Source organism: Paenibacillus sp. RC21, from assembly GCF_044907935.1.
Lineage (GTDB): Bacteria > Bacillota > Bacilli > Paenibacillales > Paenibacillaceae > Paenibacillus > Paenibacillus terrae_A.
Genome location: NZ_JBIYCS010000013.1, coordinates 35,988 through 62,872, shown reverse-complemented (window position 1 = coordinate 62,872; position 26,885 = coordinate 35,988). Strand labels below are relative to the sequence as shown.

General features: G+C 38.1%; 23 protein-coding genes. 6 read left to right on the top strand and 17 right to left on the bottom strand.

What is annotated here, in order from left to right; all coding sequences use genetic code 11:
* Positions 1 to 241: 241 nt before the first annotated feature.
* Positions 242 to 403 (bottom strand): hypothetical protein, encoded by a 162-nt coding sequence (locus tag ABIA61_RS25190; RefSeq protein WP_404581448.1) that lies wholly within the window; start codon positions 401 to 403, stop codon positions 242 to 244.
* A gap of 147 nt (positions 404 to 550) precedes the next feature.
* On the opposite strand from ABIA61_RS25190, the gene ABIA61_RS25185 reads away from it, so the two are divergent.
* Positions 551 to 835, top strand: coding sequence for a DUF3953 domain-containing protein (locus tag ABIA61_RS25185; RefSeq protein ID WP_404581419.1), 285 nt, complete (start codon positions 551 to 553; stop codon positions 833 to 835).
* On the opposite strand, the gene ABIA61_RS25180 is transcribed toward ABIA61_RS25185, so the two are convergent.
* Positions 836 to 2,092 carry a site-specific DNA-methyltransferase gene (locus tag ABIA61_RS25180; RefSeq protein ID WP_404581447.1) on the bottom strand — a complete coding sequence of 419 codons (1,257 nt, stop codon included), beginning with the start codon at positions 2,090 to 2,092 and terminating at the stop codon, positions 836 to 838. It lies immediately after the preceding gene.
* Between the two features lie 320 nt (positions 2,093 to 2,412).
* Between ABIA61_RS25180 and ABIA61_RS25175 the strand changes: the two genes are divergently transcribed.
* Positions 2,413 to 2,607, top strand: coding sequence for a hypothetical protein (locus tag ABIA61_RS25175; protein WP_404529732.1), 195 nt, complete (start codon positions 2,413 to 2,415; stop codon positions 2,605 to 2,607).
* Positions 2,608 to 2,803: 196 nt separating this feature from the next.
* Positions 2,804 to 3,367 (top strand): hypothetical protein, encoded by a 564-nt coding sequence (locus tag ABIA61_RS25170; protein ID WP_404581446.1) that lies wholly within the window; start codon positions 2,804 to 2,806, stop codon positions 3,365 to 3,367.
* Positions 3,368 to 4,165: 798 nt separating this feature from the next.
* Here ABIA61_RS25170 and ABIA61_RS25165 read toward each other — a convergent pair.
* From ABIA61_RS25165 to ABIA61_RS25135, 8 genes are all read right to left on the bottom strand, one after another.
* Entirely contained in the window at positions 4,166 to 6,178 is a 2,013-nt protein-coding gene (locus ABIA61_RS25165; RefSeq protein ID WP_404581445.1) for a hypothetical protein, read from the bottom strand.
* Between the two features lie 14 nt (positions 6,179 to 6,192).
* Positions 6,193 to 6,363, bottom strand: a complete 171-nt coding sequence (locus ABIA61_RS25160) for a hypothetical protein (protein WP_404581444.1) — start codon at positions 6,361 to 6,363, stop codon at positions 6,193 to 6,195.
* A gap of 96 nt (positions 6,364 to 6,459) precedes the next feature.
* A complete protein-coding gene (locus ABIA61_RS25155) occupies positions 6,460 to 7,530 on the bottom strand; it encodes a ParB/RepB/Spo0J family partition protein (RefSeq protein WP_404581443.1) in 1,071 nt (356 codons plus the stop codon).
* On the bottom strand, positions 7,451 to 7,615 hold the full coding sequence (locus ABIA61_RS26670; RefSeq protein ID WP_483874948.1) for a ParB N-terminal domain-containing protein: 165 nt from the start codon (positions 7,613 to 7,615) through the stop codon (positions 7,451 to 7,453). The genes ABIA61_RS25155 and ABIA61_RS26670 overlap by 80 nt, the downstream gene beginning before the upstream one ends.
* 103 nt (positions 7,616 to 7,718) lie before the next feature.
* Positions 7,719 to 11,117 carry an RNA dependent RNA polymerase gene (locus ABIA61_RS25150; protein WP_404581442.1) on the bottom strand — a complete coding sequence of 1,133 codons (3,399 nt, stop codon included), beginning with the start codon at positions 11,115 to 11,117 and terminating at the stop codon, positions 7,719 to 7,721.
* Between the two features lie 293 nt (positions 11,118 to 11,410).
* Positions 11,411 to 15,181, bottom strand: a complete 3,771-nt coding sequence (locus tag ABIA61_RS25145; RefSeq protein ID WP_404581441.1) for a hypothetical protein — start codon at positions 15,179 to 15,181, stop codon at positions 11,411 to 11,413.
* 591 nt (positions 15,182 to 15,772) lie between these two features.
* The gene (locus ABIA61_RS25140) at positions 15,773 to 17,476 is read right to left on the bottom strand and encodes a hypothetical protein (RefSeq protein ID WP_404581440.1); all 1,704 of its coding nucleotides are present in this window, start codon (positions 17,474 to 17,476) and stop codon (positions 15,773 to 15,775) included.
* Between the two features lie 730 nt (positions 17,477 to 18,206).
* A complete protein-coding gene (locus ABIA61_RS25135; protein ID WP_404581438.1) occupies positions 18,207 to 18,443 on the bottom strand; it encodes a hypothetical protein in 237 nt (78 codons plus the stop codon).
* A gap of 248 nt (positions 18,444 to 18,691) precedes the next feature.
* Between ABIA61_RS25135 and ABIA61_RS25130 the strand changes: the two genes are divergently transcribed.
* The 3 genes from ABIA61_RS25130 (at position 18,692) to ABIA61_RS25120 (ending at position 22,955) form a co-directional block, all read left to right on the top strand.
* On the top strand, positions 18,692 to 21,823 hold the full coding sequence (locus ABIA61_RS25130; protein ID WP_404581437.1) for a deaminase domain-containing protein: 3,132 nt from the start codon (positions 18,692 to 18,694) through the stop codon (positions 21,821 to 21,823).
* An 11-nt stretch (positions 21,824 to 21,834) separates the two neighbouring features.
* Entirely contained in the window at positions 21,835 to 22,242 is a 408-nt protein-coding gene (locus ABIA61_RS25125) for a hypothetical protein (RefSeq protein WP_404581436.1), read from the top strand.
* Positions 22,243 to 22,667: 425 nt separating this feature from the next.
* Positions 22,668 to 22,955, top strand: coding sequence for a hypothetical protein (locus ABIA61_RS25120; protein ID WP_404581435.1), 288 nt, complete (start codon positions 22,668 to 22,670; stop codon positions 22,953 to 22,955).
* Between the two features lie 29 nt (positions 22,956 to 22,984).
* Here ABIA61_RS25120 and ABIA61_RS25115 read toward each other — a convergent pair whose 3' ends face one another.
* The 7 genes from ABIA61_RS25115 to ABIA61_RS25085 form a co-directional block, all read right to left on the bottom strand.
* Positions 22,985 to 24,607, bottom strand: coding sequence for a recombinase family protein (locus tag ABIA61_RS25115; RefSeq protein WP_404581434.1), 1,623 nt, complete (start codon positions 24,605 to 24,607; stop codon positions 22,985 to 22,987).
* Between the two features lie 90 nt (positions 24,608 to 24,697).
* Positions 24,698 to 24,823 carry an SHOCT domain-containing protein gene (locus ABIA61_RS25110; protein ID WP_404521919.1) on the bottom strand — a complete coding sequence of 42 codons (126 nt, stop codon included), beginning with the start codon at positions 24,821 to 24,823 and terminating at the stop codon, positions 24,698 to 24,700.
* Positions 24,824 to 24,886: 63 nt separating this feature from the next.
* The gene (locus tag ABIA61_RS25105) at positions 24,887 to 25,606 is read right to left on the bottom strand and encodes an Ig-like domain-containing protein (RefSeq protein WP_404581433.1); all 720 of its coding nucleotides are present in this window, start codon (positions 25,604 to 25,606) and stop codon (positions 24,887 to 24,889) included.
* Positions 25,607 to 25,615: 9 nt separating this feature from the next.
* Positions 25,616 to 26,038, bottom strand: coding sequence for a hypothetical protein (locus ABIA61_RS25100; protein ID WP_404581432.1), 423 nt, complete (start codon positions 26,036 to 26,038; stop codon positions 25,616 to 25,618).
* Positions 26,035 to 26,262 carry a hypothetical protein gene (locus tag ABIA61_RS25095; RefSeq protein ID WP_404581431.1) on the bottom strand — a complete coding sequence of 76 codons (228 nt, stop codon included), beginning with the start codon at positions 26,260 to 26,262 and terminating at the stop codon, positions 26,035 to 26,037. The genes ABIA61_RS25100 and ABIA61_RS25095 overlap by 4 nt, the downstream gene beginning before the upstream one ends.
* A 62-nt stretch (positions 26,263 to 26,324) precedes the next feature.
* Complete coding sequence (locus ABIA61_RS25090) at positions 26,325 to 26,636, bottom strand: phage head-tail connector protein (protein WP_404581430.1); 312 nt, start codon at positions 26,634 to 26,636, stop codon at positions 26,325 to 26,327.
* Entirely contained in the window at positions 26,629 to 26,847 is a 219-nt protein-coding gene (locus ABIA61_RS25085; RefSeq protein WP_404581429.1) for a hypothetical protein, read from the bottom strand. Before ABIA61_RS25085 ends, ABIA61_RS25090 begins: the two co-directional genes overlap by 8 nt.
* Positions 26,848 to 26,885 lie beyond the last annotated feature (38 nt).

Sequence of the window (26,885 nt, the reverse complement as noted above, 5' to 3'; positions counted from 1 at the left end):
CTTCTATAATCGCCTAATGTCCAAATATGAATATTTAGCCGTTTTGCAATCTCCTCATCTGTTGCCCCTTCACGTACCCAAACGGGAATATCCCTGAGCCTTGGCACAACAAATTGATCATACTTGGTCAGTATTTTAGGTTTATTCCTTTTTGGGTTATTATTGTTTTTACTCATTCTGCTCACCTCCATCACGAAAAAAGGGAACAGCCAACTATCGGCCATTCCCCATATGTATCAGCTTACCCTTCCAATTCAGCCTCATAAAACAACTCGATATCCTCAATCACCTTTTGAATCAACTCATTGTCCTCCCGAGCTTCCTCAGCTCCCAGCACATTTACCTTTTCGGTTTGCATACCCTTTAGGAATCGAATCACCATATTCACTTTTGCCTTCCCCAATTGAATCACCCTTTCGGTTTAGTCAGCACATGATACCTCTGACCTTGCCGACTCAGCAACAACTTCATGATAGTCATACTGATTACCATTCCGAATCAAATAGTTGTATAATATTGTATAAAGGGGTTGCATCGAATAATACGGTATATGAAGTGGAGGAATTTACCTATGCTTAAAAAACTGAATATCTACCAAGTTCTTAAATTTGTATGTGCTGTTGTTGTTATAATCACATCCCTTTGGTCACTTGCTTATCCTGGTAATAACCGACTCGCATCCTTATTTATACAGCTTTTTCTCAGCCTCCTGTTTTTATTTTCTGGCATCTCAGAGTTTAAGATAAATCGAAAAACAAATGCCATAGTTAGCTTCAGTGTATCCTTGTTCGCTGCAATTGTATTTATATCTACACTTTTATTGAGAAAAGGTTAACTACACGCACTCTAATTCTGACTCAGCAACAATTTCATGATAGTCATACTGATTACCATCCCGAATTAAATACACGCCGCTATTATCTCCAACATGGGCAATATATCGCTTCATAATCACATCTACATACTTAGGATCAAGCTCACTGGTATAGCAAATCCGATCCGTTTCCTCACAAGCAATCAATGTTGAACCTGAACCACCAAATGGATCAAACACGATATCACCATGCTTACTGGAATTTTTAATCGGATAGCTAATTAAGGGAATCGGCTTCATTGTGGGATGATATTCATTTCGAAATGGGCGATCAAATTGCCACAGTGTTGTTTGCTTGCGATCACTGTTCCAATAGTGTCCACCTGTCGGCTTCCAACCGTATAATACAGGTTCATGCTTCCAATGATATTGAGAATGACCGAGTACCATTGCTTGTTTAGCCCATATGCAGCATTGTGCCAGTTTGAATCCAGCTTCGATAAATGCCTTCCTAAAATTCAAACCTTCACTATCCGCATGGAATACATAAATACTTGCTCCATCATCAGCTACTTCATACATCCGAGTATAGGCAGCTAATAGGAAATCATAAAATTGGTCGTCATCCATCTTATCGTTTTCAATTTTCAATGCATCCTTGGTCTTACCTGTATAGTCCACATTGTAGGGCGGATCAGTTACAATGAGATGAGCCTTCTTGCCATCCATCAATGTTGTAATATCCTGCTGATTAGTCGAGTCACCGCATATGAGCCTATGCTTCCCAAGTAACCAAATGTCACCTTTACAAGTGATTGGATGCTCAGGTAACGCTTCTTCTACATCAAAATTATCCTCATCATCCACTGTTTCTTCGTGTAATGTATCCAGCAACTTCTCCGCTTCAGACCAATCAAATCCAGTTAGCTCAATATTATATTCTGCTTCTTTCAACTCATCTAATAATGCAGCCAATGCTTCAAAGTCCCACTCCCCTGTAATTTTGTTAAGCGCTATGTTCAGGGCTTTCTCTTTTGACTTGTTCACATCGACTATAACACAATCAACTTCATCGTATCCGAGTGCCTTCAAGACTTTAGCACGTTGATGGCCTCCTACAATAGTATAATCACTATTACAAATAATTGGTTCACAATAACCGAATTCCATTACGCTATTCTTAATCTTTTCAAACTCTGGATCACCCGCTTTTAAATCCTTCCTTGGATTATATTCGGCGTGTACCAGTTGATCGATCTTCAATTTCATCCATTTCATTTATAGAATTTGCTCCTTTTCTTTAAATCCATAATCTCAATACTCCTATTTATGTAAGGTATCAGCATTTCTACGTTTTCGAATTTGCTTTCCAATCCAACTCATTCCCCTTTCACTCAGGATTACAGTGAAGAATATACTAAGCTAAATACAGATTTCTATAGCTAATGCTAATAACAATACAATCATCCTAATTTCTCCTCTCCAAATGAAAAAGGAACCCTAGCTCATAGCCAGAGTTCCCATGTATAATATGTATTTTTAAATTTTCAATATTGTGTCACGTGACACATTTATATACACAACCACATTTTGCATTTTTGAGTAAGGACGGTATCCTGCATCTTCATGACGAAGAGCATGCCGCACAGCACGGCAAGTATGTACAAACGAGTCTGAAGCCAACTCATCGCGACACTGACCGATTCTCAAACTGCTCGCAGCAGAGCTTCCGACATGAATCATTTTCCCGGTTCATCCGGGGCTTTATGGCTCGGCAGCAAGGAACCAGTTAACCAACGGAAACATGAACAGCCTGTGTGGAACCCTTGCGCGGTTTAATTCCGAAGCGTGCCATATTAGGATAATGGAATCATTGTCCATTTTTTTGTTGAACAATTACAATAAAAGACTTATAATGTAAATGTATATAACTACCTGTAAAAAAACTTTATTGATCATGAATACTCTAATAGTTTCTATACATACTGGTTGATTGATAAAGCGTGCAGGAAAAAAATCAAAGAAAGTGGGCTTATGAGTATGAAAAACATTAAAAAAGCTTCTGTAGTATCTGTTTTGTCTTTAGCTCTTGCAATTCCATTAACTGCTTCTGCAGCAGCCACTACGGAAGTTACACCATCTACAACTGACTCAATAGCAGTTTCCCAATCTGCAAACACATCGACCGATGTGGATACACCAAAACCGGGGGATCATGTCATTACTCCACAAGCTACTGATGGACAAATTGTCGATCGTCCAGTAGCTGGATTTAATGATTCTGCTGATTTTGACGTTAAATCAGGGTATGGATATGTAAGGTTGTACTTGAGAAACACAGGGAACACTACTATAACTTTTACTGTGAATCAGGGAAGTGCATCTGGTGCGGAAAAGTACAGTGGAACAGTAAAACCTGGTAAAACATTCGATGAAATATTAAATTCAAGCAAGCCATGGACTGTAGGGAAATTTTATGTTAGTTTAAGTAGTGGTTCTGGTTCCATGTCTGGAAAGCTTGGAGTTCGGACTAGTACTAATACGAATTTTTAAATATAATTGCTGGAAAAGCGGGCCAATGAGGCTCGCTTTTTTTGTTGGGATGTAATGAAATTTGGGGATGAGGACAAATTGGGTGAAAGGATCGTTTGGGACAAGTGATATCAAGAAAGTGAGCAAAAGCCAGCTTATTATGGTTTAACTGCCCATTTTCCGGTATTGTCCGATTTTTATTCTTTGACGGCCATTTTCGGTAATTAGTAAAACGGTCTTGTTCTTCCTCTCTAGTTACTAAGTACAAATGGTTTAATGCAACTTTAAAATTTTGCAAATACCAGTCCATATTCAACAAGTTAAATTTCAACCTGTAAATCGAAAATTTTAAAATAAGCAACCTGACCACAAACGAATAAGTGTCTTGGGCATGAGGTTAACATCATTTCTCCATTTCATCCTTTCTAAGTTTAAACTACATTCCATGGACTGACCCCAGTTTCCCCTATATATAGAAAAGTAGGGTCACGTCAATCTATCACGTTCAAAAAAATAAAATGAAGACAGCCAACTATTGTTGGATGGCTACGGAAAGAAATAATTTGTTTACAAATTTTTGTTGACGGTTTCTTTTGATCTTAACGTTTGTACCCACATAAAGGGAAACTCTCTCACCATCTCGATAAAAACCACTTCGCTACGCTTCGTAATCGGTATTCATCGACCTGCCGCCGTTTCCCCTCTTGCCTTCGGCAATTCACCCTTTTGCGGCTCATTTTGGACACTTTATTTGCAAATTTATCATAAGAGGAAGAAATCTTCCCTTAATATTAGGGAGAAAATCTTCCTTTCGGACTACTACAATAGTTTACGATAATGCTCGCTAACTACATGATCGGTAAATGCATCTTGATCCACTAGCATAAATAACCAATATTGTCGTCCAACTTTTGAGGTTCTTTCATATAGCAATATATTATGATTCTTTAACTCACTCAAAATGAATTGCTTTCTATTTCCCTTCCAATTGTCTCTAAACCACTGATACAGTGCTTTTCCACCTATAGCCTTAGCGGTAAGCTTGATATTCTTCTTGCCCACCATGAGCTTAACCATTTCGATCATTTTCTTGGAACAAGCTTTCTTAAATCGAAGTTCATTATGTAGTTGATGCATATGGACTCGTTCATCCGGCAATCTAAATTCCTGTTGTATTAATGTTAACCATTCTGTCCGTTTCGAGTACATCACAATATCTACTTCTTCGCTTAAATTTACATTGCGTAGGGATGTTCTATGCATAATTTGCGAGAGATTAGCCAGCACATCTTCTATATATAGTTTTTGTATTCTCTCATCCGTAAACCAGTTTCCTTTATTTCGATTCTCATTTAAGGATATATCGATGTCTACACCATACATGGCTACCGCAATTTCCCGATAATGCCTAGGTGGGCGAATGGGAACACCAAACAAAGCCATCGCATTAAAGCTAGAAAAATCATTATTACCTACCACATTGAAAAGATGTTTCCTCATATCATCATCTGACTTCTGCTTGATGGTGAAAAATTGCTTGAGCTGTTCGTCCGTAATTACACCCTCAGCGTGATAAAATGCGATATCATCCTGCTTAGGTAATGCAATCATTTTGAAATTTGGACGTTTTTCTTGTAGTTTACTTTGTATCTCCAAGAAATCTCCTGCTATCGCTTCCTTGACTTCTTTTAGTTCACGGTAAGATAATGTTGTGGACGTATTTATATTTTTCCATCGAATATTCAACCGCTCAGCATATCGATGAACATTTGTCATGGGGATCAGTTCAAATCCAGAACGTTCATATATACTTTGGCTGATATGTGCTGTCCCGTCTAAAATCATCATATGGGTATGTAACCGACCATAGTCCAGCCACTCTGAACAAATAATAGCTTGCTTATTCGTTCGTTCTATACAGCCAATATGATCCTTTGCATACATCTTCATAAACCACGTATATCTTCTCATATCCTCAAGTTCACCTTTAGCATCAGCCAATTTAGCCAGGATTGTATTGAAGAACCGTTCTCTTTCTGAACCCTCTATAAACCGATTCAATCGTAATGTTGAATGGGAAGTTACATTGTCCTTTAATTCCAAGTTGATCAACTCACTCAGGATATCTCTAGCTTCCTTAAATTCACGATTACTTAAATGAATACGATCTGCCAAATGCTCAAACCAGTCAAATGAATTGTCTTTACTGCCAATATCCCAGACACAACTGTCATAGTAAATAGGCATCTCGTCTATGATCACCAATCGTTTCCACTTATGTACTTCTTTAAGCTGAGCATCATCTTTCGTATTCTTAGCCCGCTGCGGGTAATATAATAAATAGTTATTCATGTGCTCATCATCTAACATCAAATCTCGAAGTCTTTGCTGAGGAATACATAAAATTTGATATTTTCTCATAATATCTATCACTTTATGAATCTCATCAGAATTGACATATGCAATGGCATCTGGTATTTCATGTTGCTTGGCAAATTCAGAGACATCCTTATATACATTATTCTTCATCGTGTCGTTATTATTAAACACAAGCAATAGCGGATACTTTTCATGTTGATTTGAAGCATTTTTCTGTAATAGACTCTTGCATAGAACATTTAATGCTGTACTTTTCCCTGTGCCAGGAGCAGATTTAACTATCCATGACAAGTAGGATTCTTCACGTTCAGATTCATCCATATTCATTTGAAATCCCTTATGTACGAAACTTGTTAATGCATGATATGTTTCCATAAACGCCTCTTCGTGGAGACTGTTCATATGCGAACGAGAAATATAAGCTTCCAGATCGCTCCATTGATTCACTGCCAAATCAGATTCACTCCTTATATTTTCGGGTTCTTAATTTCCTCTAAAGCCTGTTGAAATTCTTCTTTAATAGCATACAGCCAAAACTTTTGATGCTTATCAATCGTCAAAGCACGAGTAATGTACCGGATATTTTTATCCTGCAATTTCCTCATCATCTGACCATCGTAACAATAAAAATAGCTCATTTAGATTCACTCCTCTCATTTGTGGATCGCACCCATATACTAGATGTCACCCAAGCGCCCGTGTTAACAGGCGCTATATGTGTCACGTGACACCATTTAATCCATGGCCAGCAATTCATCCAGTATGTCATCCGTTGAAACATGATTCTCTTTGGCAATATGATCTAATTGTTGCTTATAAAATTTGATTTCTTCTGTTAACATTCCCAATGATTTTCCCTCTAAAGCATCGCTATAATTTTTACATCTTTTCAATTCATCTTGAAAGCTATGTAAATTCCATTTGTCTTCGATGTTGGTATCAGAGTAAAAAAGTTCATTTCGCATCTCATCCCAAAACTTCTCAACCATCCACGGCCTGAATTCGGAATCAAAATGATCTTTATTTTTTTCCAAATCATAAACAACTGCAAAATCAATATCTTCTTCTGTGATGTTGGAGATATGAAGATGATTGACAATACAATCCATTTGAGCGGTTAAAGCAAACCCTCGATTTGTAGAAATAACTACAGAGCCAAGTCCCGTATAATTCAAAATAGGCGAGATGATTAAACCGTAATGCCAATCATCCACCCATCTCTTGACTTCGTTTACGGTTAGCTTTTCTTTTTTTATGTCATGTTTCTCCCAAAACGAACTATGAAATTTCCATTGATAGTTTTCAAAATGACTTTCTTCTCTCTGTGAACCGTCTTCATGAATGAATTTTAATGTCGGTTTATTATTTAGCAATCTATTCAAAAACGATTCCATTTTCAACAGTTGCTTGGCATGACCATCTGAAATATATCCTTCTGCAATCCAGTCATGAATAAAAGGTAATAGTTTCAATAATCTTAAACGGCTTGTAACGAAGGCTCTGTTTTTACTCACTTTTTTAGCAATTTGATCATGCGTGTATCCTCTTTGTACATACTCAAAAAATGCATGAGCTTCTTCAATAGGAGTCATTTGCTCCCGTTGAATATTTTCAATGACAGATAGATGAAAAGCTTCCTCATCGTTTAATTCCTTTACTTTCACTACAATCGTATCCAGTCCAGCCATTTGACTTGCTCGATATCTGCGTTCACCTTGAACAATTTCATATTGATTTCCCTGTGGTCTGACCAATATAGCTTCCTGTAATCCATCGCTTAGAATAGATTCTGCAAGATTCTGCAAGTTCCTGCAAAGACTCCTCGTTAAAATGCTTGCGCGGCTGATTGGGGTTGGTAACGATCTGGCTTAATTTTAATGTGATGTTCAAATGATGATATCTCCCTTATTTTTAGATTCGTATATATAACGTTCTAGCTGTCACCCAAGCGCCAGTGTTAACAGGCGCCTATCATGACACACTATGATTCAATTTATTCGATATGGACTATCGCCTTAAAGCTTGATTTCGTGACTTTTTCAATCCTGATAAATTCAATTGTCGCTCCGTGAAAATCTAGTAAGGAAAACCCTTCATCTCGACGAATGACCTGATCTCTCGGAATGATACACTTCACTTTACCCTGTTCATCTACAACATGAACATAGTTATACTCGACCACCTGAATCCGCAATTTCTTGCCTAATACATCATCAGCTATCGACTGTGATTCTTCCTGAGACCTTTTCAATGTGCTGAAGCCAAGCGGATAATTCCTCAATATTCGTCTTGTACTTTTCTCGTCCAACAGAGAAGGCGTATTACTGGTTTGTACTACGGTTTCCCGTTCAGCTTCGTACCCAATAAAAAATTGTCCCATAATCTCAAATAATGAATACACACCATCCGGTACATGAAATGGAAACTCAACATTATCTATTGTAGCCATGCCAGCTTGAACGGTAAGCTCCTTGCTTTCCACATTTCGATTCGTGAGCCGGTTTACTCTTCGTACTTCCCTCTTCATCACATTTTCATGCTGCTTTAGATTTTCCAGTAGTCCATCTACAAATAGCCATGCAAAGGAGTACGTTCTGTAGTTTTGATAAGCGATCTCGACAGCAACACTAGCAAGTATCGAAGGATAAGGACAGATCTCTTCACACTGAGCTTTGTATTCCTCTCGTAACCTAGCGTATTCCGCGCTAATTGCTTTGCGGGTATCATTATCCCGTTCCCATTTTTTCAGTTCATTAAATTCCTTTTGGCGATGATCAATTGGTTTCTTCTGCTCGTTGTATTCTGTATACAGTGGCTCAATGCGAGCTAGATAGTTCAGAAACTTGGGCTGGCTGACTTTGCTCATATCCTGTAACAATTGTCTCGTACTTTCGATGCCCAAAATAGACTGATCCAGTTTGCCATCTTCCATCTGGAACTTGTCATCTATGTACTTTTCTGCCTTGACACTAAATTGATTAAACGGCGATTTCGTCGAGTGCTGATAATCCTCTGCTTTGCCACCCTTCGCAAAACGGAAGAAATACGGCATTTGGATAGCCAGACGATCCAGCACATATGGAATCTCTACTTCCAGTCCATTTTTGGTTGCATCAATGATTTGACCTTGGAGAAATTTTAAAACTGAGTTTTCCAAAACGCGTGCTTGAAGGCTTCCTTCCTCCAAAGCCATATTCTGAAAATACGTGTTCACATTCGTACATCTTCCCGTCAGGTTATGTAGACTTTTCAGCTCCATCTTGACGATGCTGTCTATATTATTCGGTACAGGTGCAGCTACTTTTTTATCATCCTCATTGATGATCGTTGGAGCATCGATCACGGCTGAGAGTATGGTGGGATCATTGGTACATAGAGCTGTATCTCCGTCCACATCTCCGAGTCCGAGCCTTGCAAGTGTTAAATCACAACAGTTCAGAACAATCACATTATCCAAATGACGTATATATCGGTTATGTACTTGTACAAAATCTAGCTTACCCACTTCATTAAATATCGTTAGCGGTGAACGGAATAGAGCATGCATTCCCTGTTTCCGATTCATAAACGCCTCGTTCTTCTTCAGCACACCTGTTACATGTTTTCCAGCGGCATGCTCCATAAAAGCTATTGGATCATTGGTCAGATAAAAGTAGCTTCCACGAATTGGGATGCGACCTTTCAACATATCTTGAACTTTCTGCATGGCTTGCTTCACGATGAATTTGCGGACATTACCGTCATACATCATCAATTCATTCAAATCGATAGCTTGGATGATTTCTTTTATAAATTGCTTCTTCTGACCCCGTTCTATTTCATCTTCCTGTTCGTCGGGTTCTTCATCTATATCTTTGGGTTCATCGTCTTCTTGGACTAGCATATGTAGGAATGCTTTCGTGTACGCAATATCTCGAAGCCACTTTCCATGGGTGTTATCCTTTTGTCCATGTAGTACACATTTGATGACATCCATTAGAGGCGTAGCTAATTGATATAAATCGTTCAGTGTAAGATTCAGCGCATGAATATATTGGTATGTCAGTGGTGTGTAGGCGTTCATCTGGTATGCTGGCTTCGCATAATTGGCGACCCAAAAATGGTTATGATTATGTACTTTCAGTGATTCTTCATATTCCGTTATATTTTCAAATAAACACTTGGGCTTTACTTGTTCCTCACTGTATTGATGCCATGCTTTGAAGCAGGATTTTGTTAGGATGAGATCAATAGGACGACCCTGTTTGTCGATGATCGGCTGTGATTCACCGAAAACATCTATTATTTCTGTCACGCTATTTTCCTTGAACCAATTCAACAGATCGAATCGGATAAAGTTACCTTTAATATATGGAAGTCTTCCCTGAACTGCATTAGGTGAGTAGGATAGATTAAGGTGCTGTCCAATACGCTCGGCAAACTGGAAGCTCATTAAACCTTGACCATCGAAAAACTGAACATTCTTATTTTCATACTGTGGATACTCTACTCGCTTAAATCCGATGGACTCTTCATTGATAGCGATGACTGGGATTTCTTCTGTTTGCTCAATGGAATAGCAAGAATATAGTTCGTCATCATACATAACTGAACGAGCAGGAAAAGGAATTGCTTCTAGCTTCACACGACGATTTGCTTTATCCCATCCATTGAATGTTTTATAGTCTTTTGGATCGGGAACAGACTTTGTGTGACCATTCCACGGGATTATTTTATTCGGTATACGTTCTAACTTATGTAATTGTTCCTTGGTTGGTTTTAATTCTTTCTTCGCTTTGAAATATTCACGTTGCTGCGTCTTTTCATCGAATATCAACTTCTGCTGCTCAAAATCTTCAGCACACTTCTCCACTTTCCATACGTCTTCAATGATCGTTTTCTTTTCATAATCTGGAATGACGACAATACGAGGGATATACGGAACTGGTTGTGCCGCTGAACGACTCACACCAAGTGCTGCTTCCCACTTATGGATGTTGGTGAGTGGTGGTACTTTGCCCAGTGTAATGCGTCGATACAGATCAGCAACATACTTTTCTTGGATGAACTCTGTCCTCTGTGTACGTCCCATGGCAGGTGACTTAATTGAACGAACATATTTCCTTCCATTATAGTAGATGCCATCTCGTAACATACGTTCAAACAAGGCAAGTTGAGATGGATCGTCTTCGTCAATTTGGTCAGCTTTGAGCATAAAGATCACATCGGTAACATCAGCGAAAAGATCACGTTCTGCTACGACTCGTTTGAGTTGATCGAGATAGATGCTGTTTGATACGGTGATGATACGAGTGCTGGATGTTGGCGCGTTAATTTGGTCGCCTACATGTGTGATTTCGTTAAAATGGTACAGTTTGATTTGGTATTGATTTCTTGTTAGATTAGTAGACAAATTTTAGCCTCCTGTTTATTGATTGAATGATATGATTGTGAACGTTCAATACATGTTAAGCCCCCTCTTTGTATCAAAAAAGAAACATACGTTCCCATTTATTATATCGAATATACGTTTGTATTTCAAGAGGAGATTGGTATATTGAGGACAAAAATTCAAAAGGGATCAGAAAAACCGAGAGCTATATACCCTCGGCTTATCTATAATGTAGATGCACAAGTTTTTTTGAAAACAGTGCAATATAAGGAAGGAAGTCTATACACTAAAATATGATCAATTAATAAAAATCATTAATCGTATAGATCTTCACTTAATTCTGCGCTAATATCTTCACTTCGAGCTTCTCCACCATAGTAAGAAGCTATCGAACGAAGTATTGTTGTAGTACGGGGCCATCTCAAACTTGTGATATTAGCATAGTTGTTATACTTTTCACTCAAATGTCGCTCCTGTTCTCCGCCTTCTAATATCTGCTTCATGTAAACGCCTCTACTATTGTATACAGATGTTTTAAAACCTTTTTCTAAATTTAGATTCGCCATATCCTCTATAATATTGCGCACATATTCATGAGGGTAAGCTCCATCGTTTCCATTAACCGATTTACTTAAGATCTCTCCAATATGACGGGCTCCATATTTACTTCTTCCTCTATCAGAAACTATTCGCAAAGCTTCTTTCACCCATGTGTAAATGAACTCTTCATCTATATTATTACTATCATCCTGACCAGGTAAAACTGTCCAAGACTCCAGCAAATCTAATGCCCGATTTATATGCCATTGTGATTCTTCAGTTGTTTCTTTTAACTCATCTGGCTGTTCATTTTCGGAATCATATATTAATGTTATCACATCTGCAAAAAAACTAGGATCACGCGACAGTTTGTGATGAAGAAATTTAGGAGTATAAAATTGATCCTTCAAAATAGGAAGATATGCCCATTCCATAGATGCAATTCTTTCCTCATCTACTTCATTAGATTCTTCTAACACCTGAAAAATCTCAGATAGATAATAGGAAAAGGAGTCCCTCGAAATATTATCTTTATAAGAAACAGATAAAGCTTGTTCCAAAGACTCTATTATCTGTAGAGGTTTGGAGTAGTCCTTATTTAGTCCCAAAATCTCTATTGCAGAATAAGGAAATTTATACTGTAGGTAGTAACCCACTGCTTTATCCAAATTTTCTTGATGAATAGAATAGGGTGAAATCGAGGACCAATATTTACTTCTGATCTCAATACTTTCCTTCTCAAGTAACATCCATGTACTTTCTTCTGCAGGTAGGTGAAGAAATAACTCATTCTTTTTATTTACTGACCACACTTTCGCTACAGAAGACAACTTATTTCTGATCCAGTCATAGCCTTCATACACGATTCTCCCCAATAAATATCCTCTTGCATACTCTGAATATTTTTGTTCAGTTGAATCTAGGTTCATCTCCATCATATGGTCTTCTTCTGCACCGAGTATGCCAATTTCTCCTACAGTAACGCCCAACTGGTACGAATTTTCAACATTATCTAACAAATTCTCAATACCAGCTAGCCCTAACTTTTGATAGATAGCTGTTACAGCATCCTTACGTTCTTGCTTTAATAGTTTTTTGTGTTCCTCCCAATGCATTCCACGTTCGCGCGGAAATGCAGGTCTTTGATCAAATAACCAGCTATAAAGAAGTATAATATCAGTCGGTTTAAAATTAAAAAACACTGCTTCTAACTTGTCTACTAATTCGTTAGAAAGAGCCCAGTCTGAATCTGGAAATGAACGGTGTCTCAGCACTTCTCTTCTTAAAGCATTCCAAAGTTCTGTTTTCCTTTTAGAATCTAAATTTGATTGTGATAAAAGTTTTAATTGCTCAAGTACCAATTGAAAATCTTCTAGAGATTGATTGGACAAAGATTGAATAATCTCTTTCCAACGCTGAACAGACTCTCCAACTAAGGATAACAACATTTTGATAATTTCGTGTGTTGCTTTACCATATTCGGCCGCCGATATACTACCTTTATAATTTAGGGCCCACTCATTCCATTTAGGTTTTGAATTATTATGACCTATGCTGTTATATTGAGGTAATAACTTACATAATAGCTTCCAAGCTACATCTGGTTCCTTTCTAACTAATAACTCAAGAGTTTGAAGTCGTTGTTCCACTGTTGCACAAGTTTGTGCATGCCATGTTAAAAATATTTCACGTAGGCTATTATCCGGCCTATTAGACAATTTTCCCCCAGGATCTATATTGCTAAGTCTAGCTAGCAACATAGTTACTCTTCCTAAATATTCTGGATTCCAAGCTAATATTTCTAAAGCCCAGAGTATATGAGTATGTGGAGAAGATCCAAACATACTATCCTTCTGATCATTAAAAAGATTTACAGCTGTATCACTGTCTTTTAATTGAAACTCTAATGCATCAAAGAATCTGTCTGGCGCAGCTTCAGCAAGAAGCGGCAGAACTGGCGATAAAGTAGACCAGAGTTGCCAATCTCCTTTTGCTACTTCAAATAGCTCATATATAATTGTTGAGGAAATATTTCTTAGTGATAAAGATGGGTGGAAAGAAGCTGCTTTAGAGCCCATAAAAGCTAACGTATCAGCTATATTTCGTTTTAATAAATCAGAATAGATTGATGATCGACCAAGTAACCCTGCATACCATTGCCTTTCTATAGGCAAAGTATACTTAGGATTGACCTCACCCAATACATTTAAGACTAGGCTTTTAAACTTATCCATGTCGTTAGAAGTTATATATCGCACAAGTTGGGCCCATGCATCTTCTTTTGAGATTAAATACCAAATATGTCCAACTTTTCGTATTGGAGGATCTGATTCATAAGCCCATCTGATAAGCACTTCATTTACGTACTCGTAAGAAACACCTGCTAAATCTGCAAGGGCTTTTTTATCCCCCTCTCTATCTTCCTGCCAAGCACCTACTAATAGAATAGGTACTAAAGATCTTGCCTCGCTTGGTCGTGCCCATAAAGGTTGTCTCACTTCTGGGCTAATCGCCATCCGACGACGGTATGTAGTTAGTCCTCTTCGAGCCATAAGTCCAAGTTCCCGTGACTGATCATCATCAATTCCTTTTCCTATTAGAATCTCTGTCACTTTATCACGGGAAAGACGTGGAATCTGCAACGTGTCTGACGTAGAACTATCAGAGCGTCCTAAAACAATTAAAATATGATGGCCATTCCTAATTGCACGACTTAAGCTTTCTGAATCAAAAGTAGGAATTAGTATAAGGTTATTTTGTGAGGATGATAGATAACTCCAAGCATCTAAGCTTTTTACGACTATAGCCTTTGATAAAAAAAAGTCCTTTTCTTTTGAGGGAAGTAGGCTAATAGATGCAGCAAATACGGCAATAGCCTCATCACGTGTTTCCGCTTGAAGAGTTAATGGAGAATGGGAACTCTCAAGCCATTTATAAATTTCTGAAGTAATATTTTCACGCCCCGCTAACACCATTTCAGGTGTGATAGCTGGTTGAGTTTCCTCTGACCAATCGATCCAGTATCCACTTAAATCTATGCAATTTTGGGGGTGCTTACCAAGAAGTATAGATAGCCAAACATGAACAGTAGGATTAAGACTTAACCATGTCTCAAGATCATCAGCATCATAAACACAAACTTCCTTCCAAACTCCTTCTTTTTGCTTTTCTTCAGTCCATTTATCTTTATCCTTCCACCGCCTGAGCGTTATGAAAACATATGTAGTTTCTGCTGGAATCATAAATAAAGGGTTATTGCATCGTTTCTCGTAATCATTATCAGCTTTCCCCTTAACATTTCTATTTACCCCCATTTCCCATACTGATGTGCCTGTTGGTACAAAACTATCACCTTCTTCAGCAATAGTAATGCCATCCCATCCACCAAGGCTCACACCTTCACCTGCTGCAAAGTTTATACGGTTAATATGTACGCTGCTAGAAAGAATTAAACTCCTTATGAGTTGAGGAAGCATGGATTGGGAATCTCGTCTCTCGGCCCATTGAGCCAGGTCAGTTGCATCAACCAGTAGTTTAGAATGCATAAAACTTCCTCCCTAGTATTTCAATTTTATATTTCCTCATTATACGATGCTCTTGCTACTTTTAAATCCACCCTGCTTACTCCAAAGTCCTGTTAGCAGTTCTAATCCTCTCAATTACATAGACAATTTGCCTTCTTTCTGCATAATACGTTCTTGCCACTTGTTTTCACCTCATCAGAATATCTCACCTCATACAAAAGGACTATATACCCAAGACCAAGGGGATACTTCTGCCCAATACTCTACTAAATTATGCATAATTATTCTTTATTTCCTACATTATAGCATATTCATGGGGATATATGGAACAAAAAAAACCCTTGAATAATACCAAGGGCCTAATCAATCTGTATATCTAGTGAGTGTATCATGATTCGGCTTAATTTTGAAACAAAGTCCGTATTAAAAAAATTCTCCAAACAATTATTGAGTGATTACTAGAAACAGCTAATTCATTTATAAACAGTTTCAATGTATCATAAAACTGAGGTTTAAGTATAAGTAGTATCGAATGCTTGGACTTCCATAGTAGTTAATTACATCAATCAAAGCCCTATAAAACATTTTAGAATTATTTACACACTTAATTATCTATAAATCCAAAGATTTTTTTATTATATTCTTAATATTTTTTTGTCGTTTCTTAAAAGTGTCAGACAAAATATTAATAATTCCGATCTTTTCATCGTAAACATTACATGATTCTATAAATTTTTGGAGTTCTTCTTCAAAAATGAACTCAAAAATCTCATCGAATTTCAGAGATTCAATTTTACTTATTACCTCATAAAATTGCTTAATTTCTGATATTCTATCACCTATTACCTGTAAACCTGTAAAATTAAAGAATACAGGAAAATTATCTAAATGTAACTTTCTCAAATCGCCTGCTAAGTAACCGCCCAGACACCTAGTATGATCTATTAATACTGGATAGTAATTATTATTTTTTTTAGAAAAGCAAATGTTATCCACATGTCTATCAGTATTGCAAACTAATATGTCAAATGCAACCATATCAATCAAACAGGAAAAATTACATATATTCTCCATTTCGATTTCATCTAGTTTATAAACCGGAGGTGGAACTAATTTAGTAATTATACCAACTGTATATTGATCCATATGAAACGATGTATCTACCATTGGTAACTTCAACTCTAGACCTATTTTATTAGCTACTAGCTCGTTAACAATTTTTCTAACATAATCATCAGTTAAATTTCTTAATTCAACGTGCTTATATATGCCAACCTCTAAAGTTTTCTCATTTATGAGAATTTTTTTGTTGCCGTCTAAACCACCAAGGTCTAAATTAACAGGATTTATCCAGTTAACAAAATCACCTCTTCTCTTATCATTAATAATTATAATATTTTTTAATTTAACATCGTTGAAGGTTTCAATTAATTCTTCTCCCTGAGTAACTTTTTGCAACTCTAGATAACAAAATTGATCATTGTTGAAATATTCCTTAAAATTAACATAATGCTTTGTGGTTTGAATTGGGTATGTAGCGTTAAAAAGATGTTTACTATTTTTGAGGTTAAATATTTCAACTTTGAGTAGTATATTCTCCCTATCTGTCTCATCAATTATAATACTAAGATTTTTAACATAACCATCTCGTATTATTAAATTCTCTCTAAAAATTTCTACCAAAGATTCATATCCACGACTAGTATATTCAGACAGACGAATTACTGCATAAACTAAATTTTTCTCTTCATCCAAGATTGTTCCTACTCCCCCACCTCCAGGATTAATAATGCCATCTTTATACCAATCTAAATCAGGTAAGTTCAAAAAATTTTTATCATTAATTTTTTTATCTACTTCTAGTACACAAATTCCATCAACGGTTACTTTAAACACACTTATTACAAACTCTTCCGACTCAAGTGTATTATTGCTTATATGTGCAGCATGTATATAAATTCCCTGTACATTTTTTATTATTTTAATTATTTCTTCAAATTGGCTTCCATCAAATAATAAAAACCCATCGCTAATAATTATATTGTTTACCATCAAACTATACGTCTTTTTGATGGAGTTTATACTTATTGAAATTCCCATGCCAGGATCTAAGTAAAAATGTTCAATGTTTGATTCTCTTCTAATTAAGTTGTTATATTTTGTGATACACTCATTTTTGAATTTACTATAGGCAATTAGTGAAGGAAACAAAAATACTAAAGTTGGAATATCAGCCTCTATTTGCAGTTTAGGTAGAACTTTTTTCTCCAATTGCATAGATAATCTTCTAGCTTTTTTATTTTGTCGATTTGCCACTTTGAACTCTCCCTTAATGTTTTATGTTTTATGTTTTATGTTTTATGTTTTATGTTTTATGTTTTATGTTTTAAGAACTTTTCTTTCACTTAATGTCTTGTAAAGGTAGTTTCTGGATTTGACTACAAACACCTGCTTTACTTCAACTATAGAATATTAAGAACTTCTATTTTTGACTTTTTGAAATTCACATTAGTTATCATTTAATATAATTGATTCTCTTATAAACCTATCACAACAAAATCTTCTATCTAATAATTAATTAAAAGCTCATTTCCTCTAAATTATTAATAAAATTCATTTTGATTATAACAAATTTCAAGAAAAATACGATATATACAAAATTAACAGATACCTTCATTTCTGAACCTAATATAATAATTCTTAGGAGAGTCTTCAATAGCGTAAAAAATGCCCATAATTTCGTTAAAATGATGTGACTTTTTAATGCTATGAGATCCTACTAAATCCTTTTAAATATGCCCTTTCTATATATACCTCCTGACTTCTTGCGTGCCTTGCTATATGTAAATAATATATATTCCCGCACTCAACCCTAAAGACTTTTTTTGAATGCAGGAACATATTCAAATTCCCCTCTATCCCTCGTGCATCAATGCTTCTCATCTCGATATATTACTACCACGCACTCCACATGTGTCGAGACAGCGAAAGGGATATATTCCTTTTCATTATATATATTACCTATAATATCAAAAGCCACTCCTTCTCACAACACCACCTTTTTCCAGATGATGCCTGTTCCCCCTTCACTTCTACCAATCCCGCTAATTCCATATGAACCTGTATTTAATTTACCCGAATCCATGATCACGATTAAATCAGCCCCCTTCCTGACTTTGAAAAGCAATTGCTCAAAATTACTATCAGCTTTCTCTATTCCAGTATTACACATTGAAAATACCCCAACGAATGGGTCATTTTGTAAACTAAATCTCTCTTTCAACCGATATATACATATGCTGGACTGTTATTTAAATATCTCCTCTTGCCCTTTTGTACCTTGAATGAAAGCTTACTTGGAACGCCTGTATCCGAATAAGCACGTTTTATACCCAACAAACTCAATGATACATATGGGTCTTGACTCAAAGTTGTATTCATCCATTTCTTCTATTCGTCAGACTCGAATTAAATTGCTGCACTTTACTTTTGTAATCAGCCATCACATCTAGAAAGGAGTCATGAACTCACTTGAGCCTATTATCAGATGGGATCGGGTATGAAAGCCTACGCTTTTATGGTCCCTTTCAGCCGCAACACATCGATCAACTTCAAATAACACGTACCATCAATGATCATACCTTTTTACATATCAATGGTATGCTCTCAGAAGAACAAGGAGCAGCTTGTATCGGGCAAAATATGGAGCAAGAGCCGATTGTGATTCGTCAATTGGATGATCAGGGACAATCGCTAAGAAGACTGTTTCACGGGATCGTTACGCAAATGTCCGTACATTGTATACGTGGAGTATACACCTTTGAATTGGAGGCTGCTTCCCATTCCTATCAAATGGATATCAAGCTGAAAAAACGTTCCTATCAGGATATTCACCGTACCTATGATGATCTGGTCACCTCGATGGTTCGTAAATATGAGTATGGAGACGCCATTGATACCGTAACTAATTATGCCAAACTGGATACTTTTGTTTTACAATATGAGGAGACCGATTGGGCATTTTTAAAGCGTCTTGCTTCCCGTTTTGGCTCCGTGCTCGTGCCAGAGGTAACCGCAGCCTCGCCCAAGGTTTTCTTTGGGATGCCAGAAGGCAAACAGTACAAAGTAGAACGAGATGTATTCTATCGGATACGGAAAACGTTTCATGAGCTAGACACGGGAAAACCAGGAGAACGTGCCGACTCGTATGTCACCTATATGATTGAAAGCCTGCAATATTATGCGCTGGGCGACCTCATTACGTTACCCATTGGACAAGGCAAAGAGTTGGTCGTCGTTCGAGCAGTGACACGGTTAGAGGATGGCTTATTGCGTACTCGTTATGATCTCCAAGCGGAACAGAATATTCGCTATGCCCGGTATGAAAACGATCAGGCCACCGGGATTTCGCTGACAGGAACGGTGCTCAAGGTACAGCAGGATTTCGTACAGCTTCAACTTGTTATCGACCCGAAGCAAGACCCTGCCAAAGCCTGCTGGTTTCCCGTGGCGACTCGATATGTAGCTGAAGAACATAGCGGTTGGTACGATATGCCTGAGATCGGGGAACAAGTAGAACTGTATCTGCCTACACACCGCGAACAGGATGCCTATGTAACGGATTCGCTACGACAACAAAGCCACGCAAATGGACAACCGGATGTGAAGGTATGGCAACATGTGCAAGGTAGCGGGGTAGAAATGTCTGAGCATGAATTGACCCTGTCCACCTCGGATGGATTTTCAATTACACTAAATGAAGATGGTGGCATCACCATCAACAGTCCGGGGGATGTACAGATTCAGGGTGGTCATGTGAAGCTCGATGCAGGTGAGGAACTATCGCTGGAAGCTGGAACGGCGCTGTATCTCAAAGGTGGAGAAAGTAGCATGGTTCTGGATGGCGAGACGGATACCAAGTCTCCAGTGATTTATCAGGAAGGTACGGTGAAAGCTCCTGTTTTCGTGGCTGACCTCCCTCCTGTGCCTGAGCCACCATTGATGAGTATAAAAGCATATGAAGCAGCCCAATCAGCAGCAAAGGATTCATCTAGCAGCCAAGCCCCTACTCCTAAAGCAAAAATTACAACTCCAGCAGTACTTCAACAGGCGAATGCCTTGATGGGGACGATATCCAAACTGTTAGGCTCCATTCCAGCAGTAGGGAAAGTAGCCAGTGTGATGTTGAATACGGTGGGTGGGCCAGCAGGTAAAGTGGCGGCAACGGTGTTACAAGCAACTGGAGCCATCCCTATTCGTAGTAAAGGAACGCCAACGGTTGGAGGCAATAACAAGGGGAACGAAGTTCATCCGTTGAAATACTTGGCTGGTTTAGCCCTTGAGGGACTGATTAGTCAATATGAGCATGAGCAAGCGAGACAAGCCTACTATAGCAAGTGGATACTGGGCAAAGTGTATACGAGTGCGCGTCATGTGGCGGATTCCGGTGGCCCACTGGAGCTGGTTCAGAACTTGCTGAAAGAGTCAAATGCTATCGCTCATGCCTATCAGCAGATTCCTGTAGATCTGAGACAACGTTGGAGTGCCAATTCCGACAGCCGCATGGAACAGCAGCCGAAACCACAAGTCGTGCAGCCTAAGTCTTGGTGGGATCGCTATCTAGATCATACGGGTAATGGTGAGATGATAAAAGGCCAAATAGCCATGGAACAGGCACACACAGCACAAAATGTGACTGTGAAGTCGGCAGATAGCCTAACTGAAATAGGAAAAGGAATTTATGATGCTACTGCAGAAAGAACCCAAAAACGAAACGATTCAGTTGGCGCATATTTGGATTACTTGTCGTACGGTATACCTAAAGGATTGTATCAAGCCTATATGGAGCGCGCACGTAATCAAGGTAAATCTGGTAGTGACGCTATCAATTTTGCTACATTCGGAATAACGGAGACTATTCGGGGAGCGTTGACACCTAAAGATCCTTTGTCAGCAGAGCATTGGTCCAATATCATTGGTGTAGTAGGGATTACTGAGGGAGCTAGTTCATTTTTCAAGCCCAAACCTACACTAAAATTATCAGGTAAAGATCCTGTTCATCCAGGCCCTAAAATCATAAGTGAAAAAACAGAGGCCCCCCAACTCTCAAATCCGAAGCCCAATAAAGAGATTGAGGGGACGGGTGAAAATAGATTACCTAATCGGACAATAGATAGCTTATATGAGAAAACTCAAAATGTTAGAGGCGATATTAACAGAAAAATAGAAAAAACAAGAAATTCCGACGAATACAAAAATCTCTCAAAAACACAGAGAGATAAACTTGATAGAAAACTAAAAAAGTTAAGTAGTGGAAATGTCGCAGTGGCAGATGTAAGCATTCCTGGTATTAATAAAGAATTTCAAGCACACAGCCAGATTCATTCCTCTGATAGCATTGGTAGTAATGTTGGAGATTTCAGTTATTCTAAAGTTGATAAGTCATTGGAAACCTATGTTGATGATGAATTTCCAAGATTTAATGACACGGAGGCAAAGATTCTTGAAGATATTGCTTCTCAAATAAAAGACCCTAATGTTAAAGGGCGAATAGATTTGTTTACAGAACTAGATGCATGTCAAAGTTGTTCAAATTTAATTATGGAATTTAGACGTAAGTTCCCAAATATTCAGTTAAATATATATTCTAAAAATATGAGATAAGGACTGATGATATGGACATGACAAGTTATGAATCAATAAAATCATCTATAGTGTTAGACTTTGAGGAATATATTGAAGAAGAAGGTTTAAATGTGGCGCAGGTTTCAGCAAAAACTTTGGAAGAAGATTGGAGAATAGTAAACGATAGTTTGTTTACTAAAACCTTATATTTTGTTTCTATTGCAATAGAGAGTTTGAAATATAAAGAACTTGCTGATTTTATATATTCTAAACTGGATGGTTATCTGGAAAACACTAAATTTGAAGAGCACATAGATAAAAATGACATTGAAAAGCTGTTGCAAGACATTCAAATCTGTAAAAAATTAATTAATAATAAAGATGAATACAAAATCAGGGAAACAAGCGATTCTACTAAATCAAGAGTAGAATACATCTTAGGTTTGAAAGTTGATTAATTTTAGTGTTGTATAGGTGGTTGCAACGAACATAAATCATGTGGGGGCTACCCAGTGCCGAATGACCCATCATTCAACTGATAACACGTATAACCCATGTAATACCCGTATAAAGATTTCATCATTTTGTTTGTACGCACATCAATGCTTTAATTTTATAACCTAAATAACGCTATTCCGCTACATTAAACAGGTCGATTATGGTCAGATACCACCATGATTGACCTGTTTTTTGTTATCCTTATTAGTTAAATAAGGTATTTTTTTCAATATTTAAATCTATATATAAACCCAGAATCCTCTTAATGAAAAATATATTTTAAAGATAATTCAACAACCCTCCACACTATAAAAACAATGACTTGCCATCCCTCCCCATCAGAGTTAACATACACACACTTCAACCACGAGAGGGAAAATGTACCATGACAAATTGGCCAGATTGGTTTCAAGAAGCATTACGCCAGCGATTTTATGAGTTAGAACTCGCCAGTGAACAACAGGCTTCATATTCATTAGAAGATGTGCACCTATTCACTCAAATGGATCAATTCAAAATGAATCAAAACAAGGATATTCAGCAACTGCTATCCGAATGGGAAGAAGCCATAGGTTATCAGCTAAGTCAGGACAAACAGTCCATCTATATGGAAGGAGTTAAAGACGGGATTCGATTGATTCTTCCCGTCATACACTCCACAAATATTCGTTAGCCCACTGATAATGTTATCCTATGATTTCGTTAGTCCAGTATTTCGTCTATGCTCATTCCACTTTTTAAGGTAAAAACAAAATGCGCTGGTGAGAGAATGGTTATCTTCTCCACCAACGCATTAAATAGGTTATCATCAAATTGTTCCAGTATGTCTTGCCGCGAGTTTAATAGTTGAATAATCTCATCGACTCGCTCCTTGATTTTCGCCTGCTGATCCTCTTCCTCCTCTAATATCAGCATCTGTTGCCGTAGCTCATTTAGCTCACTGGAAAGTCTGTTCGTCTCTTCATCATATACAATCTCATCAATCTGATTCCGTAGCTTCAGATTCACTAATTCCTTCAAATCGGATTTCAATTGTTGCATCTGTCCTTCAATTTCAACTAAGGGGTCTCGTTCTACTTTGCTGGAAAGTACCGATTCAATATTGGCTTTCAGCGTTTTAATGAATCCTTTCTTGTTCTTATACATCCGATTGAACAATCGTACAAACGCGTAATGTAAAACTGGTTCATCGACTGATTTGGCATCACAGACTGCCCTACCTTCATTGACATACGTTTTGCATTGCCATACCACTTTTTTGGATGGATTATTGCTGTTCCAGGTTCGACGTTTAAAAATGGCTCCACAGCATCCACAATATACTTTACTGCTCAGTGCGTATTTACTGGAGTATCTTTTACTATCCCCCATCACACTCCCTTTTAGCTTGGCTCTCCGTTCTTTTTCTTTTTGCACCGCTTCAAATAGTTCCTTCGAGACAATCGGTTCGTGGTTGTCCTCAATTAAATATTGCTGCTCCTGTCCTTTATTCCGTATTCGTTTGTGGGTTAGAAAATCTATCGTTACCGTCTTTTGCTGAAGCAAAGCTCCGTAATATTTCTCATTGGTCAGAATTAAGGTAATGGAGGAATCCCACCACGTATCGCCACCCGTGACTGTTTTAATGTGGTCTCGCATCAATCCTCTAGCAATCGCCTGATAGCTTTTTCCGTCCAGATACTCCTCATATATTCTGCGTACAATCTCTGCTTCTGGCTCGTTAATCACCAATTCACCATGTTCATCCTTATCGTAACCGAGGAAGCGAGTGGTGTTGCAGAAGACTTTGCCGTTTTGAAAGCCACGTAATATGCCCCATCGACTATTCTCAGAAATGTTTCGGCTCTCGTCTTGTGCAAGAGAACTCAGAATGGTCAGTAATACTTCACCTGTGGTATCCAGTGTATTAATGTTCTCTCGTTCAAAGAACACAGCAACTCCGAGACTTTTGAGTTCCCGTACATATTTCAATAAATCCAGTGTATTCCTAGCAAATCTCGAAATCGACTTGACCAGTATCAGATCCAGTTTACCATTTCGTGCATCCTGTATCATCCGATTAAAATGCATTCTATTTTTAGTGGTGGTACCGGTGATGCCTTCATCTGCGTAAATATCAGCCATTTCCCATTCCAAGTTGTTTTGAATGTATTGAGTATAATGGTTTACCTGATTGGTGTAGCTCTCCTTTTGCTCCTCGGAATCGGTACTGACTCGGCAATAGGCAGCGACTTTCTTCTTTTGAATCGATTGAATTCCTTCTACGATGTCCATCGTTTTAATGGGAACGACGACGACTTTTTTTGCGGTTGCGGCTTGTGCCATAGGTGTTTCTCCCTTCAATATCTTCTTTATACGGTCACATGGTATAATGCTTGCGGCACATCATCAAGTCCATTTCTGCCCATGTTATAGCTACTTGAAAGATTTTTTATTAAGCTGGTCAATGGCTATAAATTCTTCTTCTGTAATGACATGTTGTGGTCTCAATTGCTTCAAAAGGCTCAGGCAGAGTAGGTAGTCGATGGATTTTCGTTGCATATGTATGTGGCTCCTTTGAAATGAAAATGGCTCACCTCTAAGGCAAACCAATAGATATAAAGCTTAGAATAAATTTTTAAGGCTAATGGTCTTTTCTATAGTCATGCTAGGATCGCTTACTAAGGTGGCTGTTAATATTAATGCTTTGTTGCTAGACCCACTACTGCTTCCGGCTTTTATCGTTACACTATTTCCTGTACTCGCTGTTATGCTCCCCATGATCGGAATTGAATCATCTTGATTTCGTAGGCTCCATTCCACCGACTGGTCAAACACTTCTGTTCCATAATCATAAATATGACTGACGTATGAGGCGCTTTGGCCTGTTTTTAGAACTGAATTGCCGATAATGGCTGTCGAATAGATATGCGTTCCCGTTTCAACGCCTCTCACTTCAATGGTACTTTGTACTGTTGGGTGATACATTAGTTTCGCAGTAATACTTGCTTGTCCCAAAGCGATGCCCATAACCTGACCTTGCTGATCTACACTAACCACGTTCGGATCACTAGATATATAGGTAATCGCCGGATTCTCTATTGGAATACCATTATCCGTAGCCGTTACTTTCAAAGATAACGTTTCGTTGAGCAGCACATGAGCTATCGTTCCCTGATGTATATGTAATGCGTATGTATGAGCAATCTCGTACTTCCATCTGTCTGCAATGTTATGTTCCACGTCATCATAAGCTGTATTCATACTATCCAATGTGCAGCTTAACTGGATGATGCCATTCATCGTGCGATCAATTCCAGTCACTTTAAAAGGCTGATGAGTCATATAAAATCGTTAGCTTAATGTAATGTCCCTCGCATCTACATTGTCCTGTAGACTAACCAGAATGTTGCCCTCTGGCATGGAGATAACTTTACCTGTTTCCGTTGAAAACGTTCTGGCTTCCACGACAGCATCAAACCATTTCACCTGCCCATTCCAGTTTAAAGCCAACCGTTGATTACATTTTCGCATCCTACATCGACACGACTTTTCATTTTGATCCACTTGACTGGTAATTAAATATCGTTCATAGCGATAATCTACGATATCACCTGTTTGTAAAGGTGTCGCTGCCCGAATGATTTTTTCATCGGTCATTTGAATGATATCTCTCGCATCCCGGATCAGAGCAAGCTGCTTTACACTATTAATTTGCACAAGCTCTCCCTTCTCTCTCAGAAAGAAATCCAGCATCGACTCTAGGCTCCTTGTCACTCCTCCACCTCCAATGCAAAATCTGGCTTACAGCGATACAGGTACAACTCAACGTAATCACTCCATTCTTTTATGTCTAAAATAATAAAGACATCTTTGCCAATTCGAACATAGGAATTTGACTGCCATAAAGATTCTAATGGACAGAAAGCTCGATATGTCGTCTCTAGTATGTAACCATCTTCAAATGAAAAGCTTTTGCGATAAGGTTGTACATCTGCCATGATTAACTGGACAGGAGTGAAATTGATATTATCCAAAATTTCCAACTTCGTATCATAGAACATTAATCTGTCCCGACCTTGATTTTAGGTAAAGGAAGAGCCAGCCGGATACTTGCCGGAATCCCTGTTTCATAGGTAGCTGAGCGTTCACCTTCCTGCTTATTTGTCAGGCCAACCGAATCCCTATTTTGATATAGATACACCGCATAATCGACCATAACATGATCGTATTCCACAGGCAGTGTTACGACATTACAATAGCCATAAATATTACTCCTTGCTTTATTCAAATAGTGGATCAGGATATCATCCTTGGATATGTCTGTCGGCTCCATGCTCAATAATCGTTTCAGCAAATCCATTAGCTCACTCATGTACTGGCTCCTGCTCCTCCTTTACCTGTACCTTCTCGGTGCGCTTCATATTCTTGACCGTTTGAACTTTCGTTACAGGTTCATCTTCCCCAGTCTCATCTGGTTTAGGCTCATTCACTTGCTTATAATACCCACTAGCCTGTAAACGCAGCATCAGCTCCTGATCCGTTACTTCCCATGTGCAGCCTGTTTCTTGATTCAAAAACCACATCTTATTACCCTCCAAAAATGAAAAATAGGGTATCCGAA

Excerpts from the sequence above, each read along its gene's own strand:
- ABIA61_RS25105 (WP_404581433.1), bottom strand. The coding sequence starts at position 25,606 with ATGACTCATCAGCCTTTTAAAGTGACTGGAATTGATCGCACGATGAAT.
- ABIA61_RS25180 (WP_404581447.1), bottom strand. The coding sequence starts at position 2,092 with ATGAAATGGATGAAATTGAAGATCGATCAACTGGTACACGCCGAATAT.
- ABIA61_RS25185 (WP_404581419.1), top strand. The coding sequence starts at position 551 with ATGAAGTGGAGGAATTTACCTATGCTTAAAAAACTGAATATCTACCAA.
- ABIA61_RS25115 (WP_404581434.1), bottom strand. The coding sequence starts at position 24,607 with ATGGCACAAGCCGCAACCGCAAAAAAAGTCGTCGTCGTTCCCATTAAA.
- ABIA61_RS25145 (WP_404581441.1), bottom strand. The coding sequence starts at position 15,181 with ATGCATTCTAAACTACTGGTTGATGCAACTGACCTGGCTCAATGGGCC.
- ABIA61_RS25085 (WP_404581429.1), bottom strand. The coding sequence starts at position 26,847 with ATGTGGTTTTTGAATCAAGAAACAGGCTGCACATGGGAAGTAACGGAT.
- ABIA61_RS25125 (WP_404581436.1), top strand. The coding sequence starts at position 21,835 with ATGGACATGACAAGTTATGAATCAATAAAATCATCTATAGTGTTAGAC.
- ABIA61_RS25095 (WP_404581431.1), bottom strand. The coding sequence starts at position 26,262 with ATGGCAGATGTACAACCTTATCGCAAAAGCTTTTCATTTGAAGATGGT.
- ABIA61_RS25120 (WP_404581435.1), top strand. The coding sequence starts at position 22,668 with ATGACAAATTGGCCAGATTGGTTTCAAGAAGCATTACGCCAGCGATTT.
- ABIA61_RS25090 (WP_404581430.1), bottom strand. The coding sequence starts at position 26,636 with ATGAGTGAGCTAATGGATTTGCTGAAACGATTATTGAGCATGGAGCCG.
- ABIA61_RS25160 (WP_404581444.1), bottom strand. The coding sequence starts at position 6,363 with ATGAGCTATTTTTATTGTTACGATGGTCAGATGATGAGGAAATTGCAG.
- ABIA61_RS25110 (WP_404521919.1), bottom strand. The coding sequence starts at position 24,823 with ATGCAACGAAAATCCATCGACTACCTACTCTGCCTGAGCCTTTTGAAG.